Raw genomic sequence first — 13,062 nt, forward strand, 5'->3', positions numbered from 1 at the left:
ATTTTTCATAATAAAAAGCCTGCAAAGCTCCACCGATTGGTGAAACCTGCAGGCTTTTTTGAATAAAAGATATAATTATTTCGTTTTGTTAAGCAAACCAATAATGAGTGCTACTGCTTCTGCTCTAGTCGCAATCTGATTAGGAGCAAAACGGTTCTGGCCAACGCCGCTAACAAGTCCCGCCTCTACTGCGGTTGCAACGTATGGAACTGCCCATGCTGGAACAGATTTGGAATCCGCAAAGGAAAGCTTAGCATTTGGATTTACTTTTATTCCACTTGCTCGAACAATCATAGCGACCATCTCTGCACGAGACAGCTCCTTCTCAGGACCAAATGTGCCATCAGCATATCCGCYAATGATACCTGATTCAACAGCCTGCGTGACAAACGATTGTGCCCATGCAGGTATTTTATCAGAGTCCTTGAAGCTTAAAGCTTTGCCTGAGTCAGAGAAATTCAGCGCACGAGCCAGCATCGTGATAAACTCTGCACGATTAACTGATTTATTCGGGCGGAACTGGCTGTCTTCATAACCCTTAACGAAACCAGCCTTCACAGCTTCATTGATAGCTGATGCTGCCCAGTGGCCTGCAATATCCTTCAATACAACTTCTGACTCATTACCGCCGCCAGTTCCTGTACCAGGATTTGTACCTGGGTTAGTTCCCGGATCTTTTCCTGGATTCGTTTCTGGGTTTGTACCCGGACCTGTTCCCGGACCTGGTCCCGGATCTGTTTTTTCCTTCTTCACAATACCGAATTGATCTACGATAAACGGTTTAGCATCGTCTTTACTTTGATCAATTTCATATGTTACTGCCGTTAGCTTGTTGCCATCGATCGTGATGCCAACAAAGTTTTGTACTTGGCCGCGAACAGGGCGTGTGCTGTCGTTCTTATCTGGGCCGTATTTAGCCGCATGGTTCTCTTCCGCACGCTCGAACAGATTGTAATAAGCTTCGCCAAGTGCTGGTTTTGCATTCTTGTAGTATACCTTCGGACCTGCTGTTGCAGGAATCATGTAGATTGAACCATCCGGATTCACCGTATACTCAATCTTTTCACCGTTCAATGTTTCAGTAATCTTCTCTGTTGCTGCTGCTGTTCCATCTTTTTTGATCGGTTTTGTACGGGCATAAATATGGTCATGGCCTTGTACTACAAAGTCAATTCCGAGCTCTGCCATAATCGGTGCGATTTGGTTTCTTACGCCGTTAGCGCCCATAATATCGCTGTCCGTTGCATGGTTTGAAGTCGTATATGGACCTTTGTGAATGTTGACAATAATCCACTGCGAGCCTGCTGCTTTCGCTGCTTGCACGTCTTTCTTCAACCACTCGACTTGCGCCTCGGAGAAGTTCGCATATTTTGCCGAAGTTTCATTCGAGTTCAGCACAACAAAGTGTGCGTTGCTGTAATCGTACGAGTAGTATGCGCCCGTTACCGTTGCAGAGTTCTCTGCTTGCTTGATATTAAAATGCTCGTAGAATGCATTGTTCTTATCTTCATGGTTACCTGCTGATGGTGCAATGGTTGTGTTAAGCAGGCTTGCTTGTGAATGGCCCAGCAGCCAGTTCCACTGCTCTTCTTTTGTGCCTGTGTCTACAATATCACCGTTGTGCACAACGAATTGTGCGCTTGGTACTGTAGCTAGTGCTTTCTCCAGCGTTTCTGCCGAAAGCTTCGCCTCATCTTCTTCTTTGGCTTGCGTATCCGCCAAGTCGATGAATGTGAATGCTCCGTTTACTGGTGCGGTTTGGAATGTTCCTACTTCACTCCAAATATTCAGTGCCGCGTCACCCACACGGAAATTGTACGACGTATTTGCCTTCAAGCCCGTTGCTTCTGCCTTATGAACAAGCTCAGAAGGTGAGTTGGATGAAACGGTAGAACGACCTGCAAAATTAATTGCTTTTGTGAAATCTGGCGCTGCGTTCGTTTTCTCTACCACTTGCAGGTCATTGCCTTTAAGAAGCAGTGAAGTGTACCATGCAAAACCTTTCGAGCTTACTGGGTCACCGTTAAAAGTTACGGTAACCTTGCTTACTTTTTCTTTGCTGTAGTCTGGCTTGTCTTCCTTCGTAATACCGAATTGATCAACGATGAATGGTTTTCCACCATCAATATTTTTGTCAATTTCATAAACAACTGCTGTTAGTTTACCTCCGTCAATGTTAACGCCAACGAAGTTCTGTACCTTTCCACGTGCAGCACTTGTCGTCTCACCATACTTGCGAGCATGATTTTCATCAGCTTTGTCGAAGAGATTATAATACGCATCGCCAAGCCGTGCATCTTGGTTTTTGAAATAAACCTTCGCACCAGCTGTAGCTGGAATCATATAAATCGTGCCGTCAGGCTTTACTGCGTATTCAATCGTTTGTCCATTTAGTGATTCTGTAATTTTTTCAACCGATTCTGCAGTGCCATCCTTTTTAATTGGTTTTGTACGAGCAAAGATATGGTCATGTCCTTGAAGCACAAAATCAATGCCTAGTTCATTCATGAGTGGAGCGATTTTGTTTCTTACGCCGTTAGCGCCCATAATATCGCTGTCCGTCGCATGGTTTGAAGTCGTATATGGACCTTTGTGGATATTAACGATGATCCACTCCGCGCCTGCCGCTTTCGCTGCTGCTGCATCTTTCTTCAACCATTCTACTTGGTCTACTGAGAAATTCGCATACTCAGTTGAGCTCTCGTTCGAATTCAGCACGATAAAGTGAGCATTGCTGTAATCGTACGAATAATAAGCACCTGTTACTGTTGCTGAATTTTCAGCTTGCTTTACATTAAAATGATCGTAAAACGCATAGTTTTTATTTTCATGGTTACCAGCTGAAGGTACAATCGTTGTATTCAGCAGACTTGGTTGTGAATGTCCAAGCAGCCAATTCCACTCCTGCTCGGATGTTCCGTTCTCAACTACATCGCCATTATGAACGACGAACTTTGCATCTGGCACAGTTTCCAGCGCCTTAGCAATGGTTGAGCCCGATGTTTGCGCCTCGTCCTCTTCCTTCGCTTGTGTATCCGTTAAATCAATAAAGGAGAACGCACCGCCTGTTGGTGCGGTTTGAAATGTTCCTGTCTTACTCCACAAATTCAACGATTGATCACCGACACGGAAGAAATATGTCGTGTTTGCTTTCAAGCCCGTCGCTTCAGCTTTATGAACAAGCTCTCCTAAGGAATTGTTAGCAACGGTTGAACGACCCGTAAATGCTATTGCGTTCGTAAAATCTGCTGTATCGCCAGTTTTTTCTACCACTTGCAAATCACTTTGACTAGCTCGATTCACATCCAACGGCGTGTACCATGTAAATCCTTTGGAACTGACGGGATCACCATTGAAAGTGACCGTCACTTTACTTACTTCTACCTTAGGTGCCTCTTGCAGAGCAATCAGCTTCATATCAAAGAAGAGATCGGAGCTGCCGGCGCTTTGCTGATGAACCTCAACAGCAAGCTCATTGTTACCCTCTTTTAAATTAGCCTTTAATGCTGTTGTTAGGTCTACATCTGGATAAACAACAGGATCACTCAAATTTGAAGTCGCTAATGTAGAATACTCAATTTCGCCTCCAGGCATGCCCAGACGGACAACCTCTACTCCATTTACATAAACCACTGCACCATCATCAATGGCAAAGGTAGCTAGCAGCTGCCCATAATGATCAACGCTGTTCTTATCTACATTCAGATTCGTCCGAAAATATGTCGTCGGAGGTTTTTTACTTTTATTCGTTCCATAATCTACAATTGTTTTCAATGCGCCAAAACCTGCTGCACTAATTATTGCGCCGGAATCCTTATAACCAAGCGGAGCACTGCCCGAGCTCCACGCCGAATCGTCATAAGTAGATCTCCATACTGTGCCTTGATTTATACCTTTATCGTAATATTTCCAAACCGAATTTCCCGGCAGTAACGTCACCGGTTCATTCGTTGAAGCTGCAGCGACCGGGGATGGCGCGGCTGCTCCGAGCAAACCAAGCAATAATGCCAAGGATAACAGAATAGATAATACCTTTTTGTTGACGTAGTTCATAATAATCTCCTTTGTAAACAATTTTGACAATCCACATAAACATGACTGCCTTATCATAACAAGAAGATATTATTGCTCTATTATCTCAGGGTGAAGGTATTGTAAATATCGCTGCAACTTTTTTCCATATGGTTCCGTATAGAGAATGCCATTAATCATACAGATAACTAGGAGGACTTTAATTGTCAAACAAACCGGTTGGTGCGGCTGCTATTATCGTAGATTCTGAAAATCGTGTTCTATTGGTGAAACATAACTATGGAAAATACAATTGGGAAATACCCGGAGGGTTATCCGAACAAAATGAGTCTGCGCAGGAAACGGCGAGAAGAGAAGTATTAGAAGAAACAGGTCTGGAGGTAACCGTAGATCGCTTAACGGGTGTATACTACGAGCCGCATCATGATATGCACCACTTTGTTTTCATTTGCAAAACGGTAAACAATCAAGCTCCTCAGCCTTGTTATAAAGAAATTACAGCCTGCCAGTACTACAGTATTGATGATCTGCCTAGACCATTGAGTGACTTTACTTATAAACGTATCCAAGATGCCTTGAATCCAGATCAGACGGAGAGCTTCCACACGATAGGGCCGAGACAGTGGTTCGAATAATGAAAGGCGATGAAAAAAGTCGGTGCAGGCGAATTCCCTGCACCGACTTTTTTTCATATCACATTTGATTAAACTCCACTCGTCCGAGCAATAATTTCATCAATAAAGCATTGTAATGTACTCGTTAAATAGGAATCCTTGCGCCGTATAAAAATCGTCGTAATATCACGATATGGCTCAGGTACGCTATGACAGTAAACGGTGCCGTTAGCAGCCAAATCAACAATCGAGGATTCGGGAATTATCGTTATGCCTACCCCCGCTGCGACACTGCCAATAATCGTCCCAAAAGTGCCAAACTCCATAATTTGTTTTGGAATAATGCCCTCTACCTTCATCCAGCTTTCCAGTCTCCCGCGATAACCGCAGCCTTTGTTGTAGAGCAAAAGCGGTTTTGTCGTGATGTCGTCCATCGAGAACGCATCCCCCTTGGTCACGAGCACTAGCTTTTCTTGAATAACCTCTACCTGCTCGATTAAGGGATGCCTAATTGGTCCGGTAACAAAAGCGCCATCCAGCTTCATATCCAGCACTTCTTGCAGCAGCTGATCCGTCACTCCGGCTTTCAGCGATAATTCTACATTCGGATACTTGCTATAATACGAGGATAAAATATGAGGAAGCGCGATAACGGTTTCCACAATTCCGATTTCCAGGACACCGGAAGGATTTGTTTTATTGTGAAAGGTACGCTTCATTTCTTCCATTTTGGACAAGATGTCTTTCGAATGTTCGAGCAGACGTTTGCCTTCCGTATTTAAAATCATTCCGCGCTTATGGCGATAAAATAATGGCGTATCCAGCTCTTTTTCCAGCAGCTTAATTCTTGCTGTTACATTCGATTGCACGTAATTCAGCTCGAGCGCTGCTTTGCTGATACTGCCGTGTGCAGCAACGGTTTGAAAAATTTTCAAATCCTTAAATTCCAAGCGCACCCCTCCGCCGCCATTCGATTCAGATGATCTTATATGTTAGATATCATTATAAATGATGATAAACTTTATTTTCAATCGTTTTACTATCGACTTGCAACCCCCTATCATTGGAAATAGACAATAACTCGGCATAATTTCTATTAGGGAGAGAGACCACTCGTGCTTAAAAAACAAGTCATTATCGGCTCTATACTTTGCCTCGTTGCAAGTATGTCGTGGGGAGCCATGTTTCCTGTAGCCCACGTCGCTTTACAGCAAATTGATCCATTTTATTTCTCGTTTATTCGCTATTTTGTCGTTGCAATCATTCTAAGCGTACTCTTGCTAGTGAAAGAGGGTAAATCTGCATTCCGCTTAGAGGGCAGAGGTAAATCTCTGTTGTTTTATGGGACAATGGCCTTTACAGTCTACAATATGGCCGTATTCCTTGGTCAGCATCTGATGGGGGAATCCGGCACCGTCGCTGCTTCCATAATGGAAGTGCTTATGCCGATGATATCTATTATGGTATTGTGGGTCACTAAAAAAACCGCACCAAAAAAATATATGCTGACGAGTGTAGCCATCGCCCTTGTAGGCGCATTACTCGTTATTACAAACGGAAAATTAGCTTTCTTCATGATGGCTGGTCAACATATGTTCCCGCTCCTGCTCATCTTTACAGGAGTTGTTGGATGGGTGATCTACTCCATGGGCGGTACGCAGTTTAAACAGTGGTCCATACTCCGCTATTCCACGTTAACCTGTTTGCTCGGCAGCGCCGTATCTTTTGTTATCGTTACACTTGCATCCACCTTTGGCGTGCTGCCCGTACCCACTTGGGAAACGATACTTTCAATCAAATATGAAATGTCCTTTATGATTCTATTGCCTGGACTAGCAGCTTTGTTATGCTGGAATGCAGGCATCAAACTATTATCGCCGCTAAATGGCATATTGTTTATTAATTTCGTTCCGATTACTACTTTCGTCATTATGGCTTTTCAAGGCTACCACATTAGCGCTTATGAGTTTTTCGGCACCTTGCTCGTCATCTTCGCGCTTGTTCGAAACAATGTGCAGCAGAGAAAAGCAATGAGCAAAGCTAATCCGAGCACTTATGCTGCTCCGCGTCACCCCAAAGGTCAGGCGGTCAAAGCTACCTCTTAACCAAACTATAAGGTTAATCTAAAACAAAAACACCACTCCTGATAGAGTGGTGTTTTCGTTAACTTCGTTATTGTAAAAGAATGCGGATGGATAAGCTTGCCGCTTTATCCCGTAATTTTCCTCATCAGCAGTTCAATCGGCCCTCTTGAAAATCTCTTACGCCAAAGCACACTAAATAGAATGCTAAATAAGAAAAAACAAAATGAGTATATAGAGGCGAATATCAACGATTGGTTTTCCAGTCGATTTAGTGCAATGAGAACACCGATACCAATTACCACATGGCTCACATAATGAGTCAACGTTAACTGGCCTGTTTGTACGATAACGTTTATAAACCAGCTTTTATCGTATTTTTCAGTCAAGAACAGACTTAGAATTAAGAAGGCAATAGCCGAACCCGATGCAGATAATATGTACAAAACATTCGGCAGAATCGGACCTGTGCTGAACAAAAACTTAGCACTTTCGCTACCCATGCTCGGGATGAACAAATAAGTTAGCATTTTTGACAGCAGCTCCATGGTAATCGTGACACTTGCTCCAATGATCAGCAGCTTCATTCGAAGCGCCTTGTTATGAAAATCTATTCTTCCTATCAAGAGTCCGATGATGAAGAAACAAAACCATGGAAATATAGGATGATAGCCATTAAAAAATAAATTGCGAGCAAAACCTTCCAACGTCCAAAAATCCACATAATGCATAAACGGTACAGGACCGCCCCATCCTTTAAAGGTATCGAATACAAGCTGAAGGCATTGTGCTGTTATTAATATAGCTGCGCCCAGTCCATACAATATCCTGTCTCTTACCGTAATTAGCACTGCTGCCATGAACAGATAAACACCATAATAATGTAAAATATCGCCTGTCCATTCCATAACATATAGCAGTAATCCGATTACAAACAAGAACAGCGATCTTTTCCAAATCATTTGGCGAACAGCTATAATCTTTGCTTTATCGTGACTAGCAACAGCTTTCCGAGACATGAGCGAAATGCCTATGCCAGCAAGTAAAACGAATAAAGCCGAGGCTCGTCCTTGAAATAACGAAGTAACAGTAATCAACCACGCGGGGCCATTATGCTCAGCATTTGTAATTACAATGAAGTTTACGATAAGCATACCGAACAGTGCCCATGCACGGGCAAAATCCAGCCCAATCAATCGTTTACTTGCTTCCACTAGCATCACTTCCTTTGAAAACGCCGCTTACAGCCTCTACCCAGATCTGTTTATAATCAATATGTTCAACCAGCATCATAAAGTTGCCAATGTTATCAAGCACTAAGGCAAGCATATGTGCTTTAGCAGCACTCGCCTGATCTGAAACAAGTCCAAAATGTTTAGCTTTCTCCATCAGCATCTCAAAGCCGTACAAATACCCTTTTTGGGTCATAAGCAGCTTCTCGTGATAAAAGGGATACCTTGTTGCCATTAACATATATTCCTGCAATACGCGATTATAATAAGGGTCCTTAGCCTGCTCATCAATCATATGGATTCCGAGCTCAACAAGCTTCTCCTCAAAATTATCTTTTGTAAAAGTATCCATTTCAAAAAATGTCGAGAACTGAATCGCGCTGCACAAGTCCTCAAAAATTGCCGCTATGAGATCTTCTTTCGATTTAAAGTAATAATAAATAGACGGTTTAGCTATTCCAACCGCTTTGGCAATCATCGAATACGTCGTTTTCGTAATGCCCACCTCTGCAAATAGTTGATAGCTCACTTCTTTGATGGATGCCAATGTTTCCTCGCTTTTACTCATTGCAACTCCTCCTATACCTTGAATTTGTTTTAGCATATCACTCTTATTATCATTTTTCAACCTATCGTTAGGTAGAATTTTATGAAAAGTGAATGATCTACTCATTCTTTTTTATTTACCAATTGTTTTATTTCTAAATATTGACACCACCTATATCGGAGTGATATATTATGGATCGTAATATGAATATGGATATTTATTACACCTATACCCATTCTATCCTAAGTAAAATGACAAGGAGGAACATTTGCTTTGAACAGTCAGGACGTTATTTTAGGCATGCTTATGAAACGATCATTATCCGGTTATGAAATTAAACAATTGTTCGAGGATATTTTCTCTTATTTCTATAGCTCAAGCTATGGAACGATTTATCCGATGCTGCATCGGATGGAAAAAGAGGCATTGATCACGAAGGAAAATGTGCAGCAAGAGGGCAAGCCGAATAAAAATGTGTTCACCATCACAGAGGCTGGAAAAAGTAGATTTTACGAATATCTGCACAGCCCGATGGAAACGGATACGGTTAAATCAGATTTCCTGATGCGGCTTTATTTCGGCCAGCTGGTAGGTAATGACATGGTAGTTATGTGGTTGAAGCAGGCACAAGAGTATACACAGACACAGCTCGATCAGCTGCGCGATAAATACGCCTTGTATAAAAGCACCATGCAGCCTGGACATATCATATGCATTGAAATCGGAATTAAGGAATATAGTGCTAAGCTGGAAGCGATCCAAGAGGGGCTGGATCGTATGGATAAATTAGAAGAGGAAAAGAGGGTTTAGGATGGAAAAATCACGTTCAAACAATAACCTCATCATTCTTGCCATGGCACTAGGGTTATTAATGGCATCTTTGGACAATACGATTGTGGCCTCCTGCATTAACAAGCTCAGTCAGGACTTTAACATTTTCGATAAAGTCAGCTGGGTATTTACCGCCTACATGCTGGCAGCAACAAGCACGATGCTCGTGTTCGGCAAAATGTCCGACCTATTCGGCAGAAAAATGTTTTATATGATTGGTATTGGCATGTTCTTGATCGGCTCCGCCTTATGCGGTATCGCTCAGAGTGCTGATCAGCTCATCTGGTTCCGCGTCATTCAAGGGATTGGCTCCGGCGCCTTGTTCCCAATCAGCTTCACCATTATTTATACGATATTTAAAGATCCGAAGGATGCAGCAAAAATGTCTGGCGTATTCGGTGCGATCTTCGGCCTATCCTCCGTTGCAGGCCCGCAGCTCGGCAGCTTCATTGCTGAACACTTTGGTTGGAGATGGAACTTCTATATCAACATTCCCATCGGTTTGGCATCCATGATTGTTCTGATGATTGCGCTCAAAGAAACACGTTCCGAGAAAAAACCAAAAATCGATTATTTGGGAACCTTGTTTTTGATCATTACTACGGTCTCCTTAATGCTAGCGCTCGAATGGGGCGGCAAAACCTACGCATGGAGCTCCTGGCAGGAAATTAGCTTATTCACGATTTCAGCTGTAATTGGCGCTCTGTTTATTTTTGTCGAGCTGCGTGCTCCTGAACCCGTCCTTCCTCTGAGCATCTTTAAAAATAAGATGGTCTTGGGCACAAGTATTCTTTGCTTCTGTCAGGGCGTCATTATGTTCTCCGCCATTACGTATTTGCCTAGCTTTACGGTAGGGGTGTTAGGACATAGCAACTCAAACGGCGTATTGACGCCTATGATGGCCTCGTTAATCGGGGGTGCTATTCTATTTGGTTTCCTGCAATCCAAATTCGCCTTCCGTACACTCATGCTGTTCACTATGCTAATGACTATTATTGTAGCTACGCTGCTTTCTACAGTTAGCGCTCATGCTTCCAGCGGCTATATGATTGTACTTATGATTCTGCTTGGCTTTGGCGCCGTCGGTCCTCTAATGAGTGTCGCACAGAGCTCGATTGCTGCAAACGTTGATCCTAAATATATGGGCGTCAGCTCATCTATCGTCGGCTTCTGGCGCAACATTGGCGGCATATTGGGTGCATCTATTATGGCGACGATTGTAAATAACAACTTGCATCGATTAATTACGGCAGGTGCAGATAAGGCTGGCATTCCTTCTGACAAAATCAATACTCTAGCCAATCCAGAACTGCTCATGCGAGCAGGCGGTCAGCTAGACCCGCAAATACGCAAGTTTCTGCAAGAGGCGCTGGCAACAGCGATCAATCACGGCTTTATACTCAGCATTTGTGTGGGCAGCATTGGCTTAATCACCGCTATGTTTGTTGGTGCAAGCAGACTCGGAGCTACAAAAAAAACAACGACCAGCGCTACACACATATAGAGGTAAATAGACACGCAACGGTAATCTGCGATGCAAATTACCGTTGCGTGCATCCTTATTCTTTATCCGTAGGTTTATGTATACCGTCTTCATAAAAGTCAAAGATGAGCTGCTTCTTTGTCCCTCTTACCGCGTAGAAAACGTCAGATATTTTCTTCCCTTTTTTTCTCAGTTCGTTTTCCAGCCATTCCTTCGTCAGCCCATTCTCCTTCATTTCTTTTTCCAAAAGTGAACCATCCATAATCAATTCAATTGGAAACTCCTGTTTGTTTAATTGAAGCTTCATGTCCTTTTTCGTGACAAGCTGATACTCGTCTTTTTTTAATACAGACACCATGCCATTATCCTCAAGAACTGCATATTCAACCTCATCCATATTAAAAATCCCATTTTCTCTTAAAGCTTGATCCAAAGAATCCAAAGTATATCTAACCTTCTTCATATTATTCTCAAGAATCTTCCCGCCTTCAATGAGAACGGTTGGGGAGCCTGAAATCCAGCTTCTTAATTTACGGCTCTTTAAGGCAACGACAGATAACAGATAAGACGTAACCGTCATAACCGCGAGTGACAAAGTAATATGCGACCATTTCAATGTTTCATTGAATGCCAAATTGGCTGCAAGTGCCCCTATCGTAATGCCGGTCACAAAATCATGAAATGTCATGTTGGAAATCGTCTGTTTACCCAATATTCTAGCTACTAGTAGAAGCAGTAAAATAGCAACAATCGTACGTATTAAAATATCCATATAGGTATGCATGCTGTGATTCCACCTCTACTCTTATTGTTACCCAAGCGATTTGAAAAAAATCATGGAACAGCGTATCATCTTTAAAGTGAACAGATTAGAGCCCACTTCTAGTGACGATGAAGATACGTCGCTTTTGTATTGTATTTTGCTATATGACTATTTGTATTGGAGCTGAGAATGATGAAAACCGAGATTATAAACAGATTTATCACTTACGCGCAGGTGGACACACAGTCCGATGAAAGCAGCGAAACCTGCCCTTCCACGCCCGGACAACTGACGTTAGCTAATATGCTAGTAGAGGAATTGAAAGCCATCGGCATGCAAGAGGTTACGATGGATGCTAACGGCTATGTCATGGCTACCCTTCCAGCCAATACGGATAAAGAGATCCCAACCATCGGTTTCCTTGCGCATATCGATACAGCAACTGACTTTACTGGCACTAACGTCAAGCCGCAAATTATTGAACAATATGACGGGAACGACATTATCTTAAATGAAGCACAGCGCATCATTATGTCACCGAACGACTTCCCAGAGCTGCACGGCTATAAAGGTCATACGTTGATTACAACAGACGGCACGACACTGCTTGGTGCAGACGATAAAGCAGGCATAACTGAGATCATGACGGCGATGGCTCATCTCATTAATCATCCTGAGTTGAAGCACGGTAAAATAAGAGTAGCCTTTACACCTGATGAAGAAATCGGCCGAGGCCCGCATAAGTTTGATGTACAAGCCTTTGATGCGGTCTATGCCTATACAATGGATGGAGGTCCGCTGGGCGAGCTTCAATACGAAAGCTTTAATGCCGCTGGCGCTGTCATTATATGCAAGGGCAAAAACGTGCATCCCGGAACGGCCAAAGGCAAAATGATCAATGCCGCCAAAATGGCGATGGAGCTTCACGGGAAACTGCCAGCTAACGAAACACCTGAGCAGACAGAAGGCCATGAAGGCTTCTACCACCTGTCATCCATTCAAGGCGACGTCGAGCAAACGGAGCTTCATTATTTGATACGTGATCATGACCGCAACCGATTTAAAGAAAGAAAGCTGGAGCTTACTCGTATCGTAGAGGAACTGAAAGCGAAGTACGGAGAAGAACGTATTGTGCTTGAAGTCAAGGATCAATACTACAATATGAAGGAGAAAATCGAGCCGGTGATCCAAGTCGTAGACATCGCAGAGCAAGCGATGATCAACCTCGGCATTACCCCGCTAATCGAACCGATTCGCGGCGGCACAGACGGCTCGCAGCTTTCCTACATGGGATTGCCGACACCGAATATTTTCACCGGCGGAGAAAATTATCATGGCCGATTTGAATATGTGTCGGTTAACAATATGGTACAAGCCGTCAATACGATTATTGAAATCGTTAAGCTCTACGAACAAAAAGCTTAATGATCGTCATAAACAAATAGGCTGTCGTCCACATGACGACAGCCTGTTTGTTAT

10 protein-coding genes are annotated in these 13,062 nt (G+C 43.2%); 5 read left to right on the top strand and 5 right to left on the bottom strand.

The window, feature by feature from the left end; all coding sequences use genetic code 11:
• Positions 1-75: 75 nt before the first annotated feature.
• On the bottom strand, positions 76-4,053 hold the full coding sequence (locus tag AC1DM9_RS16295; RefSeq protein WP_477581049.1) for an S-layer homology domain-containing protein: 3,978 nt from the start codon (positions 4,051-4,053) through the stop codon (positions 76-78).
• A gap of 182 nt (positions 4,054-4,235) precedes the next feature.
• Here AC1DM9_RS16295 and AC1DM9_RS16300 point away from each other — a divergent pair, with 182 nt between their 5' ends.
• Positions 4,236-4,667: an NUDIX hydrolase gene (locus tag AC1DM9_RS16300; protein ID WP_477581051.1), complete on the top strand. Its 432-nt coding sequence runs from the start codon at positions 4,236-4,238 to the stop codon at positions 4,665-4,667.
• 68 nt (positions 4,668-4,735) lie between these two features.
• Here the strand turns inward: AC1DM9_RS16300 and AC1DM9_RS16305 are convergent, their stop codons facing one another.
• Positions 4,736-5,596 (bottom strand): LysR family transcriptional regulator, encoded by an 861-nt coding sequence (locus AC1DM9_RS16305; RefSeq protein WP_477581053.1) that lies wholly within the window; start codon positions 5,594-5,596, stop codon positions 4,736-4,738.
• 216 nt (positions 5,597-5,812) lie between these two features.
• Between AC1DM9_RS16305 and AC1DM9_RS16310 the strand changes: the two genes are divergently transcribed.
• The gene (locus AC1DM9_RS16310; RefSeq protein ID WP_441878490.1) at positions 5,813-6,751 is read left to right on the top strand and encodes a DMT family transporter; all 939 of its coding nucleotides are present in this window, start codon (positions 5,813-5,815) and stop codon (positions 6,749-6,751) included.
• Positions 6,752-6,855: 104 nt separating this feature from the next.
• On the opposite strand, the gene AC1DM9_RS16315 is transcribed toward AC1DM9_RS16310, so the two are convergent.
• Both AC1DM9_RS16315 and AC1DM9_RS16320 read right to left on the bottom strand, forming a co-directional pair.
• Positions 6,856-7,941: a DUF418 domain-containing protein gene (locus AC1DM9_RS16315; protein ID WP_477581055.1), complete on the bottom strand. Its 1,086-nt coding sequence runs from the start codon at positions 7,939-7,941 to the stop codon at positions 6,856-6,858.
• Positions 7,928-8,527, bottom strand: coding sequence for a TetR/AcrR family transcriptional regulator (locus AC1DM9_RS16320; RefSeq protein ID WP_477581056.1), 600 nt, complete (start codon positions 8,525-8,527; stop codon positions 7,928-7,930). The genes AC1DM9_RS16315 and AC1DM9_RS16320 overlap by 14 nt, the downstream gene beginning before the upstream one ends.
• Positions 8,528-8,779: 252 nt before the next feature.
• Here AC1DM9_RS16320 and AC1DM9_RS16325 point away from each other — a divergent pair, with 252 nt between their 5' ends.
• Together AC1DM9_RS16325 and AC1DM9_RS16330 are read left to right on the top strand one after the other, a co-directional pair.
• Entirely contained in the window at positions 8,780-9,316 is a 537-nt protein-coding gene (locus AC1DM9_RS16325) for a PadR family transcriptional regulator (protein WP_477581057.1), read from the top strand.
• Between the two features lies 1 nt (position 9,317).
• Positions 9,318-10,841: a DHA2 family efflux MFS transporter permease subunit gene (locus tag AC1DM9_RS16330; protein WP_477550508.1), complete on the top strand. Its 1,524-nt coding sequence runs from the start codon at positions 9,318-9,320 to the stop codon at positions 10,839-10,841.
• A gap of 55 nt (positions 10,842-10,896) precedes the next feature.
• Here AC1DM9_RS16330 and AC1DM9_RS16335 read toward each other — a convergent pair whose 3' ends face one another.
• Entirely contained in the window at positions 10,897-11,604 is a 708-nt protein-coding gene (locus tag AC1DM9_RS16335; RefSeq protein WP_477509539.1) for a DUF421 domain-containing protein, read from the bottom strand.
• Between the two features lie 171 nt (positions 11,605-11,775).
• Between AC1DM9_RS16335 and pepT the strand changes: the two genes are divergently transcribed.
• Positions 11,776-13,008 carry a peptidase T gene (pepT, locus tag AC1DM9_RS16340; protein WP_477550584.1) on the top strand — a complete coding sequence of 411 codons (1,233 nt, stop codon included), beginning with the start codon at positions 11,776-11,778 and terminating at the stop codon, positions 13,006-13,008.
• Positions 13,009-13,062 lie beyond the last annotated feature (54 nt).

The sequence above is a fragment of the Paenibacillus sp. 01T431 genome, from assembly GCF_056398625.1.